Annotated in this window: 21 protein-coding genes and 1 riboswitch; of the genes, 12 read left to right on the forward strand and 9 right to left on the reverse strand. The window is 66.8% G+C overall.

The annotated features are described in order from the left end of the window. Nucleotides 1-20 precede the first annotated feature (20 nt). The 5 genes from EMQ25_RS14790 to EMQ25_RS14810 all read left to right on the forward strand — a co-directional run bounded on the left by EMQ25_RS14790 (nucleotide 21) and on the right by EMQ25_RS14810 (nucleotide 4,261). Nucleotides 21-383: a methylglyoxal synthase gene (locus tag EMQ25_RS14790; protein ID WP_127189372.1), complete on the forward strand. Its 363-nt coding sequence runs from the start codon at nucleotides 21-23 to the stop codon at nucleotides 381-383. Between the two features lie 105 nt (nucleotides 384-488). Continuing rightward, nucleotides 489-1,271 (forward strand): ABC transporter ATP-binding protein, encoded by a 783-nt coding sequence (locus tag EMQ25_RS14795; RefSeq protein ID WP_204570039.1) that lies wholly within the window; start codon nucleotides 489-491, stop codon nucleotides 1,269-1,271. Further along, complete coding sequence (locus EMQ25_RS14800; protein WP_127189373.1) at nucleotides 1,271-1,975, forward strand: ABC transporter ATP-binding protein; 705 nt, start codon at nucleotides 1,271-1,273, stop codon at nucleotides 1,973-1,975. The genes EMQ25_RS14795 and EMQ25_RS14800 overlap by 1 nt, the downstream gene beginning before the upstream one ends. A 4-nt stretch (nucleotides 1,976-1,979) precedes the next feature. Continuing rightward, nucleotides 1,980-2,984: a branched-chain amino acid ABC transporter permease gene (locus EMQ25_RS14805; RefSeq protein ID WP_127189374.1), complete on the forward strand. Its 1,005-nt coding sequence runs from the start codon at nucleotides 1,980-1,982 to the stop codon at nucleotides 2,982-2,984. After that, entirely contained in the window at nucleotides 2,981-4,261 is a 1,281-nt protein-coding gene (locus EMQ25_RS14810) for a branched-chain amino acid ABC transporter permease (RefSeq protein WP_127189375.1), read from the forward strand. The genes EMQ25_RS14805 and EMQ25_RS14810 overlap by 4 nt, the downstream gene beginning before the upstream one ends. Nucleotides 4,262-4,339: 78 nt before the next feature. Here EMQ25_RS14810 and EMQ25_RS14815 read toward each other — a convergent pair whose 3' ends face one another. After that, nucleotides 4,340-5,548: an ABC transporter substrate-binding protein gene (locus EMQ25_RS14815; RefSeq protein WP_127189376.1), complete on the reverse strand. Its 1,209-nt coding sequence runs from the start codon at nucleotides 5,546-5,548 to the stop codon at nucleotides 4,340-4,342. Nucleotides 5,549-5,824: 276 nt separating this feature from the next. On the opposite strand from EMQ25_RS14815, the gene EMQ25_RS14820 reads away from it, so the two are divergent. After that, nucleotides 5,825-6,952: a glycine betaine ABC transporter substrate-binding protein gene (locus EMQ25_RS14820; RefSeq protein WP_127189377.1), complete on the forward strand. Its 1,128-nt coding sequence runs from the start codon at nucleotides 5,825-5,827 to the stop codon at nucleotides 6,950-6,952. 22 nt (nucleotides 6,953-6,974) lie between these two features. Here EMQ25_RS14820 and EMQ25_RS14825 read toward each other — a convergent pair whose 3' ends face one another. Genes EMQ25_RS14825 through EMQ25_RS14835 form a run of 3 tightly spaced genes read right to left on the reverse strand, consistent with a single transcriptional unit; the run spans nucleotide 6,975 to nucleotide 9,797 of the window. Continuing rightward, nucleotides 6,975-8,036 (reverse strand): FecCD family ABC transporter permease, encoded by a 1,062-nt coding sequence (locus EMQ25_RS14825; RefSeq protein ID WP_127189378.1) that lies wholly within the window; start codon nucleotides 8,034-8,036, stop codon nucleotides 6,975-6,977. Further along, nucleotides 8,033-8,971 (reverse strand): ABC transporter substrate-binding protein, encoded by a 939-nt coding sequence (locus EMQ25_RS14830; protein ID WP_127189379.1) that lies wholly within the window; start codon nucleotides 8,969-8,971, stop codon nucleotides 8,033-8,035. Before EMQ25_RS14830 ends, EMQ25_RS14825 begins: the two co-directional genes overlap by 4 nt. 10 nt (nucleotides 8,972-8,981) lie before the next feature. Then, nucleotides 8,982-9,797, reverse strand: coding sequence for an ABC transporter ATP-binding protein (locus tag EMQ25_RS14835; protein WP_127189380.1), 816 nt, complete (start codon nucleotides 9,795-9,797; stop codon nucleotides 8,982-8,984). 110 nt (nucleotides 9,798-9,907) lie between these two features. Continuing rightward, nucleotides 9,908-10,124: riboswitch (cobalamin riboswitch) on the reverse strand. A 128-nt stretch (nucleotides 10,125-10,252) separates the two neighbouring features. Between EMQ25_RS14835 and EMQ25_RS14840 the strand changes: the two genes are divergently transcribed. After that, complete coding sequence (locus EMQ25_RS14840; protein ID WP_127189381.1) at nucleotides 10,253-10,669, forward strand: protein tyrosine phosphatase family protein; 417 nt, start codon at nucleotides 10,253-10,255, stop codon at nucleotides 10,667-10,669. A gap of 116 nt (nucleotides 10,670-10,785) precedes the next feature. Next, nucleotides 10,786-14,226 carry a pyruvate carboxylase gene (pyc, locus tag EMQ25_RS14845; protein ID WP_127189382.1) on the forward strand — a complete coding sequence of 1,147 codons (3,441 nt, stop codon included), beginning with the start codon at nucleotides 10,786-10,788 and terminating at the stop codon, nucleotides 14,224-14,226. 39 nt (nucleotides 14,227-14,265) lie between these two features. Here pyc and EMQ25_RS14850 read toward each other — a convergent pair whose 3' ends face one another. After that, complete coding sequence (locus EMQ25_RS14850; protein WP_244606603.1) at nucleotides 14,266-14,604, reverse strand: YkvA family protein; 339 nt, start codon at nucleotides 14,602-14,604, stop codon at nucleotides 14,266-14,268. A 123-nt stretch (nucleotides 14,605-14,727) separates the two neighbouring features. On the opposite strand from EMQ25_RS14850, the gene ispG reads away from it, so the two are divergent. After that, complete coding sequence (ispG, locus tag EMQ25_RS14855) at nucleotides 14,728-15,972, forward strand: flavodoxin-dependent (E)-4-hydroxy-3-methylbut-2-enyl-diphosphate synthase (RefSeq protein ID WP_127189383.1); 1,245 nt, start codon at nucleotides 14,728-14,730, stop codon at nucleotides 15,970-15,972. Nucleotide 15,973: 1 nt separating this feature from the next. Here the strand turns inward: ispG and EMQ25_RS14860 are convergent, their stop codons facing one another. After that, nucleotides 15,974-16,441, reverse strand: a complete 468-nt coding sequence (locus tag EMQ25_RS14860; protein WP_127189384.1) for a YbaK/EbsC family protein — start codon at nucleotides 16,439-16,441, stop codon at nucleotides 15,974-15,976. A gap of 10 nt (nucleotides 16,442-16,451) precedes the next feature. Further along, nucleotides 16,452-17,342, reverse strand: coding sequence for a polyprenyl synthetase family protein (locus EMQ25_RS14865; RefSeq protein ID WP_127189385.1), 891 nt, complete (start codon nucleotides 17,340-17,342; stop codon nucleotides 16,452-16,454). 88 nt (nucleotides 17,343-17,430) lie between these two features. Between EMQ25_RS14865 and EMQ25_RS14870 the strand changes: the two genes are divergently transcribed. The 3 genes from EMQ25_RS14870 (at nucleotide 17,431) to fumC (ending at nucleotide 19,984) form a co-directional block, all read left to right on the forward strand. Continuing rightward, nucleotides 17,431-18,174 (forward strand): transglycosylase domain-containing protein, encoded by a 744-nt coding sequence (locus EMQ25_RS14870; protein ID WP_127189386.1) that lies wholly within the window; start codon nucleotides 17,431-17,433, stop codon nucleotides 18,172-18,174. A gap of 149 nt (nucleotides 18,175-18,323) precedes the next feature. Next, nucleotides 18,324-18,506, forward strand: a complete 183-nt coding sequence (rpmF, locus tag EMQ25_RS14875; RefSeq protein ID WP_127189387.1) for a 50S ribosomal protein L32 — start codon at nucleotides 18,324-18,326, stop codon at nucleotides 18,504-18,506. Between the two features lie 65 nt (nucleotides 18,507-18,571). After that, the gene (fumC, locus tag EMQ25_RS14880; protein ID WP_425290246.1) at nucleotides 18,572-19,984 is read left to right on the forward strand and encodes a class II fumarate hydratase; all 1,413 of its coding nucleotides are present in this window, start codon (nucleotides 18,572-18,574) and stop codon (nucleotides 19,982-19,984) included. Between the two features lie 732 nt (nucleotides 19,985-20,716). Here the strand turns inward: fumC and EMQ25_RS18110 are convergent. Both EMQ25_RS18110 and EMQ25_RS14885 read right to left on the reverse strand, forming a co-directional pair. Further along, the gene (locus tag EMQ25_RS18110) at nucleotides 20,717-20,893 is read right to left on the reverse strand and encodes a hypothetical protein (protein WP_158626097.1); all 177 of its coding nucleotides are present in this window, start codon (nucleotides 20,891-20,893) and stop codon (nucleotides 20,717-20,719) included. Nucleotides 20,894-20,930: 37 nt separating this feature from the next. Further along, the gene (locus tag EMQ25_RS14885) at nucleotides 20,931-21,488 is read right to left on the reverse strand and encodes an HNH endonuclease (RefSeq protein WP_127189389.1); all 558 of its coding nucleotides are present in this window, start codon (nucleotides 21,486-21,488) and stop codon (nucleotides 20,931-20,933) included. Nucleotides 21,489-21,504: the final 16 nt, after the last annotated feature.

Consider the following 21,504-nt stretch of genomic DNA (forward strand, 5'->3'; position numbering starts at 1 on the left):
GCCGCTATCGGGGGAAGCACATGGCCAGCATCGGGCTCGTCGCCCATGACGACAAGAAGGACGACATGGCCGCCTGGGCGCTCGCCAATGCCGAGCGGCTCTCGCGCCACACCCTCTTTGCCACCGGCACCACGGGCGGACGGATCGAGGCGGCGACGGGGCTCAGCCTCACCCGCCTCAAGAGCGGACCCCTGGGCGGGGACGCGCAACTGGGCGCGATGATCGTCGAGGGCAAGCTCGATGCCATCGTCTTTTTCATCGATCCCCTGACCGCCATGCCCCATGATGTGGATGTCAAGGCGCTGACCCGGCTCGCCACGCTCTACGACATATTGTTCGCCTGCAACAAATCCACGGCCGACGCGGTTCTCGCCGCCATTTGACCAACTGGTCAAGGTTGACCGCCCGGCCCGCTTGTGAACAGATGCCGAAAAAATAGGCCGGGTCCGCCCCGGCCCCAATCATCATGTTTACAGGAACCGGGCCGGGTGTCAGTGGACGCAGTCATCGACGTCAGGGGCGTCAGCAAACGTTTTGGCGGATTGACCGCCGTCAACAATTGTTCGCTCAGCGTCGAGCGCGGATCCATTACGGGGCTGATCGGCCCCAATGGCGCGGGCAAGTCGACGCTGTTCAACATGGTTGCGGGCAATATCGTGCCCGACAGCGGCACCATCATGTTCGACGGGGCGGACGTCACCGGCCTCAAGCCGCACGAACTCTTCCGGCGCGGCATGCTGCGCACCTTCCAGATCGCCCATGAATTCTCCAACATGACGGCGCTCGAGAACCTGATGATGGTGCCGGGCGACCAGCCGGGGGAGAGCCTGCTCAACACCTGGTTCCGGCCCGGCCGCGTCGCTGCAAACGATGCGGCGGTGCGCCAGAAGGCGCTCGACGTCATCGATTTCCTGAAGCTCGCGCATGTGAAGAACGAGCTCGCGGGCAATCTCTCGGGTGGGCAGAAGAAGCTTCTCGAGCTCGGGCGGACGATGATGGTGGATGCCCATGTGGTGCTGCTCGACGAGGTCGCGGCGGGCGTCAACAAGACGCTGCTGCAGGACCTCGCGGCCAATATCGAGCGCATGAACACCGAGCTCGGCTACACCTTCTTCGTCATCGAGCATGACATGGACCTGATCGGACGGCTCTGCGACCCGGTGATCGTGATGGCGCAGGGCGAGAAGATCGCCGAGGGCCCGATGGAGGAGATCCGCGCCAATCCCGAAATCGTCGAGGCCTATTTCGGCAGCCCGGTGGAGGCTGCGTGATGGCTCTGCTTTCGCTGGAAAAAGTGGTGGGCGGCTATGGCGGCGCACCGATCCTCAACGGCGTCGACATCGCCATCGAGCGTTCCGACATCGGGGTGATCGTCGGGCCCAACGGGGCCGGCAAGTCGACGACGCTGAAGGCGATCTTCGGGCTCCTCAAGGTCACGGGCGGCGCGATCCTCTTTGAAGGCGAGGAGATCGCCAATTCCCTGCCCGACAAGCTGGTGCCCCGGGGCTTGAGTTTCGTGCCGCAGGAAAAGAACGTCTTCACCTCGCTCAGCGTCGAGGAGAACCTCGAAATGGGCGCCTTCACCCGGCGCGACGATTTCCGTCCGACGCGGGACTGGGTCTATTCGATGTTCCCCGTGCTCGCCGAAAAGCGCCGCCAGGCGGCAGGCGAGCTTTCGGGCGGGCAGCGCCAGATGGTGGCGATGGGCCGGGCGCTGATGAGCCAGCCCAAGCTCCTCATGCTCGACGAGCCCTCGGCGGGCCTCAGCCCGCGCTATGTGATCGAAATCTTCGAGCAGATCGTCAAGGTCAATGCCGAGGGCGTTGGCATCCTGATGGTCGAGCAGAATGCGCGGCAGGCCCTCGCCTTCGCCACGCGCGGCTTCGTTCTGGCGGGGGGGCAGAACCGGTTCACCGGCACCGGCCCCGAACTCATCGCCGATCCCGAAGTCGCCAAGAGCTTCCTGGGGGGCTAGGTCGTTGAACGAACTCATTTTCTTTTTCAACAACGTGATCGTGTCGGGCGCCGTGCTCGGCTGCGTCTACGCGCTAGGGGCCGTCGGCATCACGCTGATCTTCGGGATCCTGCGCTTTGCGCACTTCGCCCATGGCGACATGATGACGATGGGCGGGTTCATAACCTTCGTGCTTGCAGGGCTCGTGACGGCCGCGGGCATCGCCTTTCCGCTGCCCACCGGCTTCGTCGTCCTGCCCGTCGCCATGGTCCTCGCAGCCCTGATCGCGCTCGGGCTCGACAAGGCCTTCTATGCGCCGCTCCGGCTGCGCGGGGCCAAGCCCGTGACGCTCCTCATCGCCTCGATCGGCGTCACGCTGATGATCCAGGGCCTCATCCGGCTGATCTTCGGCACGGGCACCTACACCTTCTTTGCCGAAGAGCCCAAGCGCCTGATCCGCATCGATACCGAATGGCTCGGGGCCACCCGTCCCATCGCGATGACCGAGCCGCATGTGCTGCTCTTCATCGTCACCCTCGTCAGCGTCGTTGCGCTCCACTATTTCCTCACCCGCTCCCGGCTCGGCAAGGCCATGCGCGCCATGGCCGACAATCCCGATCTCGCGCAGGTCTCGGGCATCAACACCCAGCTGGTCGTGCGCGTCACCTGGCTTATTGCCGGCAGTCTCGCCTGCGCGGCCGGCACCATGCTCGCGCTCGACGTGACGCTGAAGCCCGATCTCGCCTTCAACATCGTGCTGCCGATCTTCGCGGCCGCGATCGTGGGCGGGCTCGGCCATGCCTATGGCGCGATCGCGGGCGGGTTCCTGCTCGGCTTTGCCGAAACGCTCTCGGTCTTCAACTGGACGGTGCTGCTGCGCCCGATCTCGGGGATCTTCCCCGAATGGGTGAGCCTGCCGGGCAATCTCTCGATCGTGCCCACCGAATACAAGCTCTCGGTCGCGTTCGTCATTCTCGTCATCACGCTGCTGGTCCGGCCGACGGGTATCTTCAAGGGGGCCTCGTCATGAAGCGGTCCCTTCTCCTTTTTGCCGGGCTCTTCGTCCTCGTCATCCTCGTGGGGCTCGCCACCGGCGCGCCCTTCACCTCGCGGCTGCTGGTGGAAGCGGCGGCCTATGCGCTGATCGCGCTCGGGCTCAACATCCAGTGGGGCTATGGGGGCCTCTTCAATTTCGGCATATTGGGCTTCATCATGGTGGGCGGGTTCGCCACCATGTTCGTCTCCTATCCGGTCAATGCCGCCTTCTGGGGCTCGGATGGCCCGATGATGCTGGGGCGGGCGCTGCTCGCCTTCGGCGCAGGCGCGCTGCTCGTCATCGGCGCGCGCCGGCTCGACCGGTTCGGCATCACCGGCAAGCTCCGGACCACCGCCATCGTCCTCGCCTGGATCTTCGCCTACATCCTCTATCGCAGCCAGATCGATCCGGCGGCCGCCTATATCGAATCGACCGCCGGGTTCGTCGGCGGGCTCGGGCTCCATCCGGTGCTGGGCTGGGCGTTCGGCGGCGTGCTCGCGGCGGGCGTCGCCTACATCATCGGCAAGATCTGCCTTGGGCTGCGCACCGATTATCTCGCCATCGCCACCATCGGCATCGCCGAGATCATCCGGGCGCTCATCAAGAACATGGAATGGCTGACCCGCGGCACGCTCACGGTCACGCCCATTCCCTGGCCCACCCCGCTGCCCCAGCAATTGCAAACCATGGGCTTTGATCCCTCGAGCTCGTTCGTCTGGGCGCGGCTCGGCTTCTTTGCGCTCGTGCTCATCGTGCTCGTTCTCGTGCTCGTCCTCCTGCACCGCGCCTATGGCGGGCCATGGGGGCGGATGATGCGTGCGATCCGCGACAATCACATCGCCGCCGGCTCCATGGGCAAGGACGTCACCGGCCGGCAGCTCGAGATCTTCGTTCTGGGTTCTGTGCTGATGGGGATCGGCGGGGCGATGCTCGTCTCGTTCACCCAGATCCTCGACCCCAATTCCTACCAGCCCATCAACCACACCTTCCTCGTCTGGGTGATGCTGATCGTGGGTGGCGCGGGCAACAATCTGGGCGCGGTGTTCGGCGCGGTGCTGATCTGGATCGTCTGGGTCATGTCGGATTCGGTCAGCCAGGGGCTCTTCACAATCGTCTCGAACTGGACCGAGGCGATCGGCTGGGGCGCCATTCCCGACATCACCACGCGCTCGGTGCAGATGCGCGTGTTCGTCCTCGGGCTCGTCATCACCATTGCGCTGCGCTACGCCCCGCGCGGGCTGCTGCCCGAGGTGATCCGGCGCGAGCGCTGAGCGCGAAGAGGCGCCTTCAATGAAAAAGGCCCGGGGTCGCCCCCGGGCCTTTCGCATTTCTGGGCAAGAGGCGATCGATTACTCGATCACGCCCTTCTCCACGAAGCTGCCGCCCTCGATGTTGAGGTAGACGATGACGCCCGGCACGTCGCCGTTCTCGTCGAAGTCGAGCGGCCCGCCGGCGCCCTCATAGTTGATGTCGGTGCCGGCCGCGATCAGCGCCTTGGCCTTCTCCCACTCGCCGGGCAGAACCGTCTCGCCCGGGGGCGAGGAGATTTCACGCAGCGCGGCCGAAAGGCCCTCGCGGTCGCCCGAACCGTTCTTCTCGATCGCAAGCGCGAGGAGGAACGCCGCGTCATAGGCCTGCGGGGCGTAGGTGGCGTTGGGGTCGTTGCCGGCCTCGGTCGCGAGATTGGCGTAGATCGTCGCCGACTCGCCCTCGAAGGCGCCGGCGCGGGTCGCGATCATGCCTTCAACGGCACTGGCATCGACGCCGGTCAGCAATTCATCGCCCACCATGCCGTCGCCACCGACGAAGACGGTGAACGACCCGTCCTCGACGGCCTGGCGAAGCACGGTCTGGCCCGAGCCCGAGGCATAGGCGAGGATGACGAGGTTCTGGCTGCCCGAGCTCGCGAGCTGGCCGATTTCGGCGCGATAGTCGGCGCGGCCGTCTTCATGGGCCAAATTGGCCGAGATCGTGCCGCCCAGCGATGCGAAATGCTCGGCAAAGACGTTGGCGAGGCCCGCACCATAGTCGTTGTTGACATAGGTCAGCGCGACGTCGGTGATACCCTCTGCATAAAGATGATCGGCAAGCTTCACGCCCTGGAAGGCGTCCGACGGGGTGGTGCGGAAGACGAGGTCGTTGTCGTCGAGATCGGTGACGACCGGTGCGGTGGCCGAAGGCGAGATCATCACGACATTGCCCGGAATGCCTGCAGCGTTCGCGCCACCGACGAGCGCGCCGGTGCAGAAGCCGCCGACGATCGCAGTCACCTGGTCGGTGTTGACCAGACGGTCGGCGCCGGCGCCACCCATGGTGGTGTCGCAACCCGAATCCGCGACGCTGCTGGCGAGCGTGCCGCCATCGAGAATGCCGCCCTGCGCGTTGACATGGGCGATCGCCAGCTCGGCACCGGCGACGATCGCGGGCGCAAGGCTTTCGATGGGGCCGGTGAGGTCGGCCAGAATGCCGATCGTCACGTCCTGGGCGAGGGCCGGGGTGGCAGCGCTGAGCGCCGAGGCGGCGACGGCGAGACCGAGAAGCTTCCTGTATTTCTGCATAATCATCCTCTCACTGGAGTTGCATCGGGCCGGCGTGGCTCGTCCACGTTCTTCGGCCGGCGCGCAACGTCTTGCCGGGGCACAAGGATTGGCCCCGTTGGTGCGAACATTGCACATTTCGTTTCCCCGAGTCACCCGCAATTGCGGGGTTGTCCGGGCGCCCGCGCCCAGCTGGGCTAAGCGCGGCGCCGATACGCCAGAGGAGGGGCCGACGCCCTTTTCAGGTGCGCAAAATGCTCTAGTGTCGCGCCATTCCCCGCGCGGAGACGACAGAGCATGCCCATCCCCTTCCCGACCCGTGTCCTTGCCGGCCTTGCGCTCGCCTCGACCCTCCTTGCTGGCATGGCCATGGGGCAGGAGGGGTCGGTCACGACCCTCGAGACGGCCCCGGGTGCCGCCGCGCCGCGCCCCTGCGGCACCCAGCCGATCACCATTGCGCGCATGCCCTGGCCCTCGGCGGCGATCCTGGCGGAAGTCCATGCGCTGCTGCTCGCCCAACATTATGATTGCGTCGTGCGCATCCAACAGGGCGATCTGGCGCCCATCGGTTCGTCCATGGCGACTTCGGGCCAGCCTGCCGTCGCGCCCGAACTCTGGATCTCGCGCATCGCCGAGGTGTGGAACCCGGCGCTCCGCGCCCAGAGCGTCCGCCAGGCCGGGCCTGCCTATGAAGAGAGCCGCTTCGAGGGCTGGTTCGTGCCCGATTACGTGCTGGCGCGCTTCCCCGAGCTTTCGAACATTGCCGGGATCAGGGAAGGCGCCGCAATCTTTGCGCGCGACAGCATGAACACGCCCGAGCCGGCAGCGCCTGCCGTCGATCCCGCTGCCGATGCCGCCCCGACGGCGGGGGAGGGCGCCGCGCCCGCAACGCCCCCCGCCCCGGCAGGGCGGGGGCGCTTCATTTCCTGTCCCATCGACTGGGCCTGTTCGGTCGTCAATCGCAATTTGCTCGCCGCGCATGGGCTTGCGGCAAGCTTCGATATCGTCGAGCCGGCCAACCGCTTCGAGCTCGATACCCTGCTCGCCGAAGCCTTCAGCCGGCAGGAGCCGATCCTCTTTTACTACTGGCAGCCCAATGCGGTGCTGGCGCAGTTCGATTTCACCGCCGTCGAGCTCGGCGATTACGACCCGGAGGCCTATCTCTGTCTCGGGCGCACCGCCTGCGTTGCGCCTGAGCCCACGGCCTTTCCGCCCGAGCCGGTGGTGATCGCGCTGGCCGAATGGGTCTTTGCCGAAGCCCCGCAGGTCGCCTCCTATTTCCAGCGCGCGCAGATGCCGATGGGCGAGATGAACGCGCTGCTGCTTTCGCTCAGCGAAGGCGGGGCGACGGTCGAAACGGCGGCCGAAACCTTCGTCGCCGAGCGCGAGGAAATCTGGTCCGCCTGGGTCGGCGCGCCGCAATAGCGTCGCCAGCGGGCCGGACGGTTCAGCCCACCGCCCGGTTGTGCCGCATGAGGATGATGAAGAACGCCCCGCCGATGAGCCCGGTCAGAATGCCGATCGGCATGTCCTGGGGCGCCATCACGGTGCGCGCCAGCATGTCGGTGACAACGAGAAAGAGCGCGCCCAAGAGGGCCGAGAGCGGCAGCACGCGCCGGTAGTCGCCGCCCACGATCATCCGCACGATATGGGGGATCATCAGCCCCACAAACGCGATCACCCCCGAAAACGCCACCGCCGATCCCGTCAGCAGCGCGCAGACGATGAAGGTGACGAGCCGGAAGCGGCGCGCGGGGATGCCGAGCGTCGTCGCGCTCTCGTCGCCCAGCGTCATGGCGTTGTAGCTGCGGGCATTGGCGATGATGTAGCTGCCGCAGACAACAAGTGCGGCGAGCGGAAAGACCAGCTGGTTCCACTGGGCGAGCCCGAGCCCCCCCAGCATCCAGAACACCACCGTGTGCGCGGCGCGCGGATCGCCCATGAAGATGAAGAGATTGCCGCCTGCGGTAATGATGAAGGAGACCGCGACCCCTGCGAGGATCAGCCGGCTCGCGCTCGTTGCGGCGGTGAGGTTGGCGATGAGCACGACGAGCGCCGTCGCGCCGAGCGCACCTGCAAAGGCAAAGAGCGGCACCGTCACCACGCCCAGAAAGAGCCCGGTATGCAGCAGCACGAAAATCGCCCCGAAGGCCGCGCCCGAGGACACGCCCAGAAGGTGCGGGTCCGCGAGCGGGTTGCGCGTCACCGATTGCAGTGCCGCCCCGACGAGCGCCAGGCTCGCCCCGACCATGGCGCCGAGCGCGATGCGCGGCGCGCGCACTTCCCAGACGATGCTTTCGCGCCCCGCCGACCAGTCCGCGGCCACGCTGCCCGGAACGATCCGGTTGGCGATCACGCCCCAGACGGTCTCGAGCGGTATGGCGACCGCGCCGACCCCGATCGAGACCAGCATGACGAGGACGAGTACCACTCCGAGCAGGAGCGTGATCGCCGGGGTCAGGTGGATGAGGGTGTGGCGCGGGCCGGTGACGAGGTGGCGATGGCTCATCGGGCCGCGAACGCCTCGGCGAGCCGCTTGATGGCGGCGATGTTGCGGGGGCCGGGGGTGGCCTCGACATATTCGAGCGTGACGAAGCGGTCGTTGCGCACCGCCGGAATGTCGGCAAAGGCCGGGTTGGTCATCATGAAGTCGCGCTTCTGCTCGGCGGTGACGTTGCCGTAATTGACGATGACGATCACCTCGGGGGCCCGCTCGATCACCGCCTCCCAGCCGATCTCGACCCAGTTGGCCGCGACGTCGTCGGCGATGTTGACGCCGCCGGCCGCCTCGATCAGCGCGGTGGGCATGCCGTAGCGGCCGGCGGTGAAGACGCGGTCTTCGCCGCTGTCGTAAACGAAGGCGCGCACCGGCTCCCCGACCGCCTCGCGGCCGGCCTCGAAGGCGGCGAGCTCGGCCTCATAGCCCTCCACCAGCGCCTCGCCGCGCTCGGGCACCCCGAAGATCTTCGAGAGGTTGCGCAGATCGACATCGAGATCTTCGAGCGAGGCCTTGGGCTTGTCCATGATGTGGATGCAGCTTTCGGTGAGCTCGTAGACGGCGATGCCGAATTGCCCGAGCGTTTCGGGGGTCACGTCCCCGCCCACGCGCATGCCGTAGTTCCAGCCGGCGAAATAGAAGTCCGCATCGGCCCCGAGCAGCACTTCGCGGCTCGGATATTGCGGGGCGAGCTCGGGCAGTTCGATGCCCGCGGCAAGGGCCTGCTCGATCTTGTTCCAGCCCGAAATGCCGGTCACGCCCACCATGTGGTCGGTAAGCCCGAGCGCCAGCATCATCTCGGTCAGGTTGACGTCGTTGGAGACCGCGCGCTGGGGCGCCGCCTCGAAGGTGACGTCGCGGTCGCAGCTTCTGACCGTCACCGGAAAGGGCTCGGCGAGGGCGGGGGTGGCAAGCAGCAGGGCGGGCAGGGCGAAAAGCAGGCGCATGAGCTGGCTCTCAGGGATGGAGATGGAAGGAAAAGCGCGGCCGTCCGGTCGCGGGATGGGTGTCGATCGCGGTCTCGACCGCAAAGGTCTGCCGGATCCGCTCGGGGGTGAGCGCATCGAGAGGCGTTCCGAGCTCGACCATGCGGCCCTTTTCGAGCACCAGCACACGGTCGGCATGGGCGGTGGCGAGCGAGAGGTCGTGCAACGAGACGATCACCGTGATCGGCAGCCGCGCCAGCATGGCGAGCACCTCGAGCTGGTGGCGGATGTCGAGATGGTTGGTGGGCTCGTCGAGGATGAGGATGTCGGGGCCCTGCGCCAGCGCCCGCGCGATCAGCACGCGCTGCTTCTCCCCGCCCGAGAGCGAAGCAAAGCTGCGTGCGGCGAGGCCGGAAACCCCCATCAGCTCGAGCGCACGCTCGACGGGATCGAGGTCGTGGGCCCGCGTCGTCCATCCCAGATGCGGGGTCAGCCCGAGCTCGACGATCTCGGCGACGCTGAGCCCGAAATCGGAGGCCGGCTCCTGCAGCACCGTCGCCATGCGGCGGGCGCAGTCGCGCGCCGGCAGCGACCAGATGTCGACCCCGTCGAGGAGCACGCGGCCCTCACGCGGGCGGTGGTAGCGGTAGAGGCAGCGCAGCAGGCTCGACTTGCCCGCCCCGTTGGGGCCGACCAGCGCCAGCATCTCGCCCGGCGCGACGGCAAAGCCGAGCCCCGAGATGATCGGCTCGCCCGGGCCGGGGGCCCAGGCCAGATCCTCGACGGCAAGCGCGGCGGGGCGCCGCCCGACAAGGGCCTCAGCGCCCTGGGGTTGGTGAAGGTCCACTCCGGGTCTCCGCGACAAGGCGGGGCAGGCCGGCAGAGCGGGTCAGGATGCTTTGGTCTGAAAAGTCGTCAAGCGCCATCATCGTCTCCCTCGGAACACCCCGTCCGGGTTGAAATCATCGATCGACGGCAGGTCTCCTGGCTCGCGGGTCGCTGTTGCGTCCGGCCTTCCCAGCCCATCGGGCCAGTGGCATTGTCGGACGAAACTCGCCGCTCACAGTTGCGGGGGCAGCCACGGTCTTGCGCCCTGATGGGTACGTCGCACCGTGTTCCCTTTTAATCCCGCGCCCTTTCCGGGGCAGCGGGAACCATCGGGGCGGAAGCTGGACCAGAATCGCCGGCTTGGCAAGGGGGGTGCCGCAGGCCCGCCATGCGCGGGTGGCGATGTTGCGTGCCCGGCCGGGGGGCGTATAGTGCGCGCTGGCGCCACGGTCGGCGCGGCTAGGAGGGAAGTCCTTGGAACTCAAGCGGATCAACGAGCATGTGAGCGTCGCGCCCCAGATCGCGCCGGAGGACCTGCCGGCGATCAAGGCGGCCGGTTTCGTCGCGATCGTCAACAACCGGCCCGACGGGGAGGCCCCCGACCAGCCCGATGGCGAGACGATCCGGGCCGCGGCCGAAGCCGCCGGGCTCGCCTATCACGCCATTCCGCTCGGACGCGAAGGGGTCACGCCCGAAATGGTCGCCGAGACCAAGGCTGTGCTCGAGGGCGCGGCGGGTCCGGTGCTCTGCTATTGCCGCTCGGGCACGCGCTCGACGACGCTCTGGGCGCTCTCGCGCGCAGGCGAAGAGCCGGCCGGCGAGATCATCTCGGCCGCCGCCAATGCGGGCTATGACATGTCCCATCTCGCGGGCCATCTCGGCCGCGCCTGAGGGCGGACTTTCCCTCGCCGGCGCTCTCCCATGCGCCGGCGTTTATCCGTCCGTGGCGGCCTCGGGCCCCGCGGGCCGACGCCTTCGTGCAACCGATCATCGACGGATCACCGATCATGGCCATCAAGAAAATCCTCGTCGCCAATCGCAGCGAAATCGCCATCCGCGTCTTTCGCGCGGCCAATGAGCTCGGCCTCAGGACCGTCGCGGTCTTTGCCGAGGAGGACAAGCTGGCGCTCCACCGGTTCAAGGCCGACGAGGCCTATCTGATCGGGGTCGGCAAGGGTCCCGTCGAGGCCTATCTCCAGATCGATGAATATCTCCGCATCGCGCGCATCTCGGGCGCCGATGCCATCCATCCGGGCTACGGCCTCCTCTCGGAAAGCCCCGAATTCGCCGATGCCTGCGAGGATGCGGGGATCGTCTTCATTGGCCCGCGCGCGCAGACCATGCGGGATCTGGGCAACAAGGTCGCCGCGCGCAACATGGCGATCGCTGCGGGCGTGCCCGTCGTTCCCGCCACCGAGCCCCTGCCGGACGATCTCGAGGCGGTCGCGCGGATGGCCGGCGAGATCGGCTATCCGCTGATGCTGAAGGCCAGCTGGGGCGGCGGCGGGCGCGGCATGCGCCGCATCACCTCGGAAAAGGAACTGAAATCGGAGGTGTCCGAAGGCAAGCGCGAAGCCAAGGCCGCCTTCGGCAAGGACGAGATGTATCTCGAAAAGCTGGTCGAGCGCGCCCGCCATGTCGAGGTGCAGCTGATCGGGGACGATCACGGCAATCTCGTCCATCTCTTCGAGCGCGACTGCTCGGTGCAGCGGCGCAACCAGAAAGTGGTCGAGCGCGCGCCCGCCCCCTATCTCACCGACGAGGTCCGCACGAAGCTGACCGATGCCGCGCTAAAGCTCGGCAATGCCGCCAATTATCGCGGCGCGGGCACGGTCGAATTCCTCATGGATGCCGACACCGACGAATTCTACTTCATCGAGGTCAATCCGCGCATCCAGGTCGAACATACCGTCACCGAAGAGGTGACGGGGATCGACATCGTCAAGGCGCAGATCAAGCTGCTGGACGGCGCGGTGATCGGTACGCCCGAATCCGGCGTGCCGCTCCAGAAAGACATCACGCTCCATGGCAACGCCATCCAGTGCCGGGTGACGACCGAGGACCCCGAAGAAAACTTCATCCCCGATTACGGTCGCATCACCGCCTATCGCGCGGCGACAGGGTTCGGGGTGCGGCTCGATGGCGGCACCGCCTATGCGGGGGCGGTCATCACCCGCTATTACGATCCGCTGCTTGAAAAGGTCACCTGCTGGGCTCCGACCGCCGACGAGGCGATCGCGCGCATGCACCGGGCACTGCGCGAGTTCCGCATCAGGGGCGTGCAGACCAATCTGGCCTTCCTCGAAAACATCATCACCCACCCCGACTTCGTCGGAAACCGCTACACGACGCGCTTCATCGACACGACCCCGGCGCTCTTTGACATCAAGCGGCGGCAGGACCGGGCGACCAAGCTCCTCTCCTACATCGCCGATGTCACGGTCAACGGGCACCCCGAAGTGCGCGACCGGCCGCGCCCGCCCGCAGAGGCCGCGGCGCCCGTCGTGCCCGAATTTCCCCGTCCAGAGGCGCCCGAAGGCAGCCGGCAGATCCTCGATGCGCGCGGGCCCGAGGGCCTCGCCCAATGGATGAAGGCCCAGGAGCGGGTGCTCTTTACCGACACCACCATGCGGGACGCGCATCAGAGCCTCCTCGCCACCCGCATGCGCTCCCATGACATCACGCGCATCGCCCAGGCCTATGCGCGCGGCTTGCCCGAGCTCTTTTCGCTCGAATGCTGGGGCGGGGCGACGTTCGACGTTTCCATGCGCTTCTTGAACGAAGATCCGTGGGAACGGCTCGCGAGGGTCCGCGAGGGCGCGCCCAACATCTTGACCCAGATGCTGCTGCGCGGCTCGAACGGGGTCGGTTACACCAACTACCCGGACAATGTGGTCCGGTTCTTCGTCGCCCAGGCCGCCAAGGGCGGGGTCGACGTCTTCCGGGTCTTCGACTGCCTCAACTGGGTCGAGAACATGCGCGTCTCGATGGATGCGGTGGCCGAGGCCGGCAAGGTCTGCGAGGCGGTGGTCTGCTATACCGGGGATCTCTTTGATCCGGACCGTTCGAAATACGATCTCAAATATTATGTCGGGCTCGCCCGCGAGCTCGAGGCGGCAGGCGCCCATGTCCTCGGCATCAAGGACATGGCGGGGCTTCTGAAGCCGCGGGCCGCAAAGAAGCTCGTCGAGACGCTGAAATCCGAGATCGGGCTCCCCATCCACCTTCATACCCACGACACCTCGGGCGCCGCTGCAGCCACCGTGCTGGCGGCGGTCGAGGCGGGGGTCGATGCGGTCGATGCGGCGATGGATGCGCTTTCGGGCACGACGAGCCAGCCCACGCTCGGCTCGCTCGTTGCGGCGCTCGAAGGAGGTCCGCGCGACCCCGGGCTCGATGCCCGGGCGATCCGGCAGATCTCGTTCTACTGGGAGGCGGTGCGCACCCAGTATCGCGCCTTCGAGAGCGATCTGCGCTCGGGCGCGTCCGAGGTTTACCTCCATGAAATGCCCGGCGGGCAGTTCACCAATCTCAAGGAGCAGGCGCGCTCCATGGGGCTCGAGACGCGCTGGCACGAGGTGGCCGAGACCTATGCCGACGTCAACCAGATGTTCGGCGACATCGTCAAGGTCACGCCCTCTTCCAAGGTCGTGGGCGACATGGCGCTCGCCATGGTCTCCTCGGGCCTCACCCGTGCCGATGTCGAAAACCCCGAGCGCGAGATCGCCTTCCCCGATTCGGTGGTCGGGTTCTTTGCCGGCGATCTCGGCCAGCCTCCGGGCGGTTTCCCGCCCGCGCTCCAGAAAAAGGTGCTGAAGGGCAGGGCCCCGCTCACCGGGCGCCCGGGCTCCTATCTCGAGGATGTCGATCTCGAGGCCGAGCGCGCAAAGGCCGAAGAGGCGATCGGGCAGGGCCTCGATGATTTCCGCCTCGCCTCCTACCTCATGTATCCCAAGGTCTATGCCGATTTCGCAAAGACCCAGCAGAGCTACGGCCCGACCGAGGTGCTCCCGACGCCCGTCTATTTCTACGGGCTCGAGGAAGGCGAGGAACTGCTCGTCGACATCGAGAAGGGCAAGACGCTGGTCGTGCAGTATCTGGGGCGCACCGAAACCAACGAGAAGGGCCAGGTCCGCGTCTTCTTCGATCTCAACGGGCAGCCGCGCACCATCACCGTGCCCGACCGGCTGAAGGCCGGCTCGGTGGTGGCGCGGCCCAAGGCCGCCCCGGGCGATGCCAAGCAGGTCGGCGCGCCCATGCCGGGCGTCGTCTCGAGCCTTGCGGTCAAGGCCGGCCAGAGCGTCGTCGCAGGCGACGTGCTGCTCAGTATCGAAGCAATGAAGATGGAAACCGCCCTGCATGCCGATGCGGACGGGGTCGTCGCCGAAGTGCTGGTGAAGCCGGGCGACCAGATCGATGCCAAGGACCTTCTGGTTCGGTTCGAATAGAAAAAGGCCCGGGATCCCGATCCCGGGCCTTTTTGTTTTCTAGAGGCGGCGTGCCGTGCCGTCGATCGTGTGGCCGTCCCCGCGCGGGGCGGACGCCGCCGCGGCGGCGCGGGTGGCCGGGTCGGCGGCGCCGGGCAGGCGCGAGGCGATCCAGCCGATGATCAGCGGCACGATGATGATGTCGTCGAGCCAGCCCAGCACCGGGATCACATCGGGCAGCAGATCGACCGGGCTCACGAGGTAGAGAAACGCAAAGAGCGTCGCTGCCTTGAGGTAAAACGGCGTTGCCGGCGCCCAGAAGGCACGCCAGAGCAGCATCACTTCCTTGCGGAAGCGCAGGAAACGGGGCAGCAGGGCCGCTGAGAAGAATTTGTTCATGGCCAATAGATGGGGGGGTCCCGACCCCCCTTCAAGAGCCCCGCTCACCCCGCCCATCACGCAAGCGTAATCTTGCCTCCATAGGCTCGAAGGCCTATTCCTCCTTTGAGCAAGAGGTGATCCATGTCAGGCCCAGCAGCACGTCGCTATTCGGTCGGCGTCAATGTCGGCGGCGTCACGGTCGGGGGCAACGCGCCCATCGTCGTGCAGTCGATGACCAATACCGATACCGCCGATATCGATGCGACGGTGGCGCAGGTCGCAGCGCTGGCGCGGGCCGGCTCGGAGCTGGTGCGCATCACGGTCGATCGCGACGAATCGGCGGCCGCCGTCCCCCATATCCGCGACAGGCTTCTGGCGCGCGGGGTCAATGTGCCACTGATCGGGGATTTCCATTATATCGGGCACAAGCTCCTCACCGATCATCCCGCCTGCGCCGAGGCGCTCGCCAAATACCGGATCAATCCGGGCAATGTCGGGTTCAAGGCCAAGCGCGACACCCAGTTCGCGACCTTGATCGAGCTTGCCATCCGCTGGAACAAGCCGGTGCGCATCGGGGTCAACTGGGGCTCGCTCGACGAGGAATTGCTGACGCGCCTGATGGACGCCAACGCGGTTTCCCCGACCCCGGTCTCTGCCGCGGCCGTCCAGCGCGAGGCGATCATCCAGTCCGCGCTGCTCTCGGCGGAGCGGGCCGAGGAGCTGGGTCTCGGGCGCGACAGGATCATCCTTTCGACCAAGGTCTCGGACGTCCAGCACCTGATCGCGGTCTATCAGGATCTCTCGGCGCGCTGCGATTACGCGCTCCATCTGGGGCTGACCGAAGCGGGGATGGGCTCCAAGGGCATCGTCGCTTCCTCGGCGGCGCTCGGCATCCTCCTGCAGCAGGGGATCGGCGACACGATCCGCATCTCGCTCACCCCCGAACCCGGCGGGGACCGCACCAAGGAGGTGATGGTCGCCCAGGAATTGCTGCAGACCATGGGCTTCCGCCAGTTCCTGCCGGTGGTCGCGGCCTGCCCGGGCTGCGGGCGCACCACCTCGACGACCTTTCAGTCGCTCGCCCAGGAGATCCAGGGGCATCTCAGCTCCTCCATGCCCGAGTGGAAGGAACGCTATCCGGGCGTCGAGGCGCTTTCGGTCGCGGTCATGGGCTGCATCGTCAACGGCCCGGGCGAGAGCAAGCACGCCGATATCGGCATCTCGCTGCCCGGCACCGGGGAAAGCCCCGCCGCCCCCGTCTTCGTCGATGGCCAGAAGGTCGCGACGCTCCGTGGCCCGGACGTCGCGGACCAGTTCAAGCTGATGGTCGCCGACTACATCGAAAAGCGCTTCGGGCGGGGCGGCTCGGCCAACGCGGCCGAATAGGTCACTCGCGGATTTCCGAAACGTCGATCCATTGCGCGCCCACGAGGCTCGCCATGCGCTCGGGCGCGATCCGCACCGCGCTGTTTGTCGAGCCGGCCGCGGGGATCACGATCGGAAAGGCCCGGAGCGAGACATCGGCGTAGACGCGCATCGGGCCGGGCAGGCCGAAAGGGCAGACCCCGCCCACCGGATGGCTCGTCAGCGCCTCGACCTCTTCGGGCCCCAGCATGCGCGGCTTGCCCCCGAGCGCCGCCCGCGCCTTCTTGTTGTCGAGCCGCGCCGTGCCGCTCGTGACGACGAGGATGGGCGTCTCCCCCACCCGAAGGCAGAGCGTCTTGGCGATCTGCCCGGGCGCGACGCCATGGCCCTCCGCCGCGAGCGCGACCGTTGCGGTGCTCTGGGCCAGTTCGATCACTTCGATGTCGGGCGCATGAAGCGCAAACCAGGCCTTGACCGATTGCAGGCTCATCGCAGTGCCCTCAGCTCGTGCGGTCGGCAAAGAGCCGGATGAGCGCGCGGTGCCGGTCGGCCTCGGGCCCGAAGATCTCGAGCGCACGCAGCCCGTCGCTCACCGCATGGTCGAGAATCTCACGGGCCGCCGCGAGCCCGCGCCGCGCGATGATGGTGGATTTGTTCTGCTCGATATCCTTGCCCGCCGTCTTGCCCAGGGTCGCGCTCGAGGCGGTGACGTCGAGGATGTCGTCGGCGATCTGGAAGGCGAGCCCCGCCGAGGCGCCGAACCCGATGAGGGCGGCGCGCTCATGATGATCGGCGCGCCCGAGCACCGCGCCCATTTCCGCGCTCGCACGCAGGAGCGCCCCGGTCTTTAACGCCTGCATGCGGAAGATCGCGTCCTCGTCGAGCGGGGTCGTCTCCCCCTCGATGTCGAGCACCTGCCCGCCCACCATGCCCGCCCCGCCCGCCGCCCGGGCGAGGGTCCCGACGAGCTCGACCCGCACGTCGGGGTCCGGATGGCATTCGGGCTCGGCAAGCAGCGCGAAGGCCTCGGTCAGGAGCGCATCCCCGGCAAGAATCGCGAGCGCGGGGTCGAACGCCTTCCACACGGTCGGCCGGCCGCGGCGCAACGCGTCATTGTCCATGTCGGGCAGATCGTCATGGACGAGCGAATAGCAATGGATGCATTCGAGCGCCGCCCCGGCCCTGAGGCTCGCCCGATGGGGCACCCCGAAAAGGCCCGCGCTGATGGCAAGGAGATAGGGCCGCAGCCGCTTGCCGCCGCCCAGCGTCCCGTGGCGGATCGCCGCACCGAGCCTGTCGGGCATGCCGCCTTCGGCGGGCGCGAAGCGGTGCGCGAGGAAGGCCTCGATCTGCTGCCCATAAAGGGCGATGTCGTCGCTGAGCGCTGTCATGGCCCCTTGCTACATTGGCGCGCCGCGCCCAGCAAGAGGCGGGCGAGGGCACTCGCGCCCGGGCCCGCAGATGGTCTATCAAGCGCCCATGAGCGATACCCTCACCCCCAGTGGCAAGGCCCCGCGCCGGCGCCGCGGCCGGAAGCTGCGCCTCCTGCGCGCGCTCGGCCTTATCCTTGGCGCCATCGTCGCGATCCCGCTCGTGCTCGTGCCGGTCTACGGCTTCGTGCCGCCGGTCTCGGTCCCCATGCTCGAGCGGCATCTGACCGGCCGTCCGGTGGTGCGGGTGTGGCGCGACATCGAGGAGGTTTCGGACCGGCTGAAGGCGGCCGTGATCATGAGCGAGGACGGGCAGTTCTGCCGCCATCACGGGGTCGATCTGTCCGCGCTGCGCACCGAGATCGACAATTTCCTCGCCGGCCGGGACACGCGCGGCGCCTCGACGCTCACCATGCAGGTGGCGCGCAATCTCTTCCTCACCAATTCCCGCTCGGCGGTGCGCAAGGCGCTCGAAGTGCCGCTGGCGCTCTATATCGATCTGGTCCTCTCCAAGAAGCGGATCATGGAGATCTATCTCAACATCGCCGAATGGGGCCCGGAGGGCCAGTTCGGCGTGGTCGCGGGGGCCGAGGCGGCGTTCGGGGTCGTGCCCGATGCCCTGAGCTGGGAGCGGGCGAGCCTGCTTGCCGTCACCCTCCCCAATCCGCTGGTGCGCCGGCCGGGCCGCCCGGGCCCGGGCCTGCGGCGCGTCGCGTCCGTCATCGAAGCGCGGACCCGGCAGTTCGGCACGCGCGCCGGCTGCGTGGCGCCCGGGCGGGCGCTCGCCCTCTAGGGCGCAGATTCCCGTTCCAACGCTCTAGCCAAGCGGCGCAAAAGCCTCTATAGAACCCGCCAATTCACGACAGACCCAGTCTGTTGCCGTTGCCAGCGGAACTCCCGTTCATGCTTGCGGCGCCAAGATTTCGAGATGGAGTTACGACCATGGCAGTGCCAAAACGCAAGACCTCGCCGTCCAAGCGCGGTTTCCGCCGTTCGGCCGATGCGATTTCGGCCTCGGCCTATGTCGAGGACAAGGATTCGGGCGAACTGCGCCGTCCTCACCACGTTGATCTCAAGACCGGCATGTATCGTGGCCGGCAGATCCTCGAGCCGCGCAAGAGCTGAGCGGCTTGCAGGACTGAACTGACAATCCGGCGGCCAGTCCCACAAGGGGCTGGCCGTCTTGTTTTATGCCGAGGAGCAGCAGGATGGCGATCCGCGTCGAGAGCGATTCCATGGGCACGATCAACGTGCCTGCCGAAAAATACTACGGAGCCCAGACCGCCCGGTCGCTCGCCAATTTCGACATTGGCGGGGAAAAGATGCCGGTCGAGATCATCAGGGCCTTCGGCATCCTCAAAAAGGCCGCGGCGATCACCAATCACCGGCTGGGGCTTCTCGACGAAGCGACCCGCGACCTCATCGTCAAGGCCGCCGACGAGGTGATCTCGGGCCAGCTCGAGGGGCATTTTCCGCTCGTCGTCTGGCAGACGGGCTCGGGCACGCAGTCCAACATGAACGTCAACGAGGTGATCTCGAACCGCGCCATCGAACTGGCCGGCGGCACGATGGGCTCGAAAAAGCCCGTCCACCCCAATGACCACGTCAATATGAGCCAGTCCTCCAACGACACCTATCCCACCGCCATGCACATTGCGGCGGTCGAGGCGATCGAGGGTTATCTCGTGCCCCGGATCGAGCGGCTGCGCGGCACGCTTGCGTCGAAGTCCGAGGAGTTCATGGACGTCGTCAAGATCGGGCGCACGCACCTTCAGGATGCGACCCCGCTGACGCTCGGCCAGGAAATGAGCGGCTGGGTCGCCCAGATCGACCTCGCCATGCGCGCCATCGCCGTCACACTGCCCCAGTTGCGCGAGCTTGCGCTCGGGGGCACCGCGGTCGGCACCGGGCTCAACGCCCATCCCGATTATGCCGAAACGGTCGCCGCCGAGATCGCGCGGCTCACCGGGCGCGATTTTATTACCGCACCCAACAAGTTCGCGGTGATGGCCGGTCACGACGCATTCGTCGGCTCGAGCGGCGGGCTCAAGCAGCTGGCCGCCGCCCTCATGAAGATCGCCAATGACGTGCGTTGGCTCGCTTCCGGTCCGCGCTCGGGCCTCGGCGAACTCACCATTCCCGAAAACGAGCCGGGCTCCTCGATCATGCCGGGCAAGGTCAACCCGACCCAGTCCGAAGCCCTCACCATGGTCTGCACCCAGGTCATGGGCAATGACGCGACCATCGGCATTGCCGCAAGCCAGGGCAATTTCGAGCTCAACGTCTTCAAGCCCGTCATCGCCTACAATTTCCTGCAATCGGTCCGGCTCCTCGCCGATGCCGCGCAGAGCTTCAACGACAATTGCGCCATCGGCATCGAGCCCGACCGCAAGCGCATCGGCGAACACCTCAACAACTCGCTGATGCTGGTCACCGCGCTCAACCGCAAGATCGGCTACGACAACGCCGCCAAGATCGCCAAGAACGCCCACAAGACCGGCTCGACCCTCCGCGAAAGCGCCATCGCGCTCGGTCTCCTCACCGGCGAAGAATTCGACGCCGAAGTAAAGCCCGAACAGATGGTCGGCCCGCTGAAGCGATAGGGGCCGGCACCGCCTCGCCCTCATAGTCCCCAATTCCCGCAGTCGTCACCCTTCTCCCCTTGTGGGAGAAGGTGCCCCGAAGGGGCGGATGAGGGGACTGAGGTGGTGCGGGCCCTTCCTTTGCCGCCCCCCGTCCCGCCCTCTGGACCACCGGGACAAGGCCGGTGGTGACGGAGGAGGGATCCGGGCTGCGCTGACGGCGGGAGAATAGGTAGCGTCACCCCGCCGAACTCCGCAGTCGTCACCCTTCTCCCCTTGTGGGAGAAGGTGCCCCGAAGGGGCGGATGAGGGGACTGAGGTGGTGCGGGCCCTTCACTACGGCTGCCTTCCCACCACCCGTACCTGCGCCCGAACTCGATGCCCTCTAGTCGCTCTCTCGGCGATCTCACCGCACCACCTCAGTCCCCTCATCCGTCTCGGCTGCGCCGATCCACCTTCTCCCACAAGGGGAGAAGGAAGCGGTGCCCCACGAGAGAATTGGCACGGCTGCCCGCTGGGCAAAAAGGCGGTTGCCCCGATCTAACCCCCCGCACCCCCTTCTCCCCTTGTGGGAGAATGTGCCCCGAAGGGGCGGATGAGGGGACTGCGATGGTGCGGGCCCTTCCTGCGCCGCCCCCGCCCCTCCAACCCAGCGCGAGGCCTCTGGACCACCGGGACAAGCCCGGTGGTGACGGGGGAGCGCGACGAGCCGAACAAGGTGGATCGGCGCAGCCGAGACGGATGAGGGGGTCGCTAGGCGAGCTTGTCCACCGCCGCGCCCTGGCCCGGCGGCGGGGCTGAGCGGGCGACTTCGTCGATCATGGCGATCAGCGCCATGTCCATTTCGTGCTGCTTTTTGACGATGGCGATATTGGCCAGCCCCTGCGTGCGGGCGGCCTGCATCATGGTCAGTTGCGTCGCGATTTCCATCTGCAGAGCCTAGCGCAGGCGGGTAAACGCAAAATTGCTATTCCTCGAGCTCGATGTCCCAGTAGAGATAGTCGAGCCAGCTCTGGTGCAGATGGTTGGGCGGGAAGGCCCGGCCATTGTTGTGCAGGTCGTGCACGCTTGGCTGGTAGGGCGCCTGCATGGGGAACATGTTGATCTCGCGCGGCAGCCGGTTGGCCTTGCGCAGATTGCAGGGCGCGCAGGCCGCCACCACGTTCTCCCAGGTCGTGCGCCCGCCCTTGGAGCGGGGAATGACATGGTCGAAGGTCAACTCGTCCTTGCAGCCGCAATACTGGCACTGGAATTTGTCGCGCAGGAAGACGTTGAAGCGGGTGAAGGCGGGGTGCCGGGCCGGCCTCACGTAATCCTTGAGTGAAACGACGCTGGGCAACAGCATCTCGAAGCTCGGGCTCTTGATGACCCGGTCATAGCTCGAAACGATGTGAACGCGTTCGAGGCAGACAGCCTTGATGGCATCCTGCCAGGACCACAATGAAAGCGGATAATAGCTGAGCGGCCGGTAATCGGCGTTCAGGACCAGTGCAGGACAGGCATCGGGCGATACATGTATCGTCACGCAAGGCTCCTGCAGT

Origin of the sequence: Arsenicitalea aurantiaca (genome assembly GCF_003994485.1) — a bacterium.
GTDB classification, from domain to species: domain Bacteria; phylum Pseudomonadota; class Alphaproteobacteria; order Rhizobiales; family Devosiaceae; genus Arsenicitalea; species Arsenicitalea aurantiaca.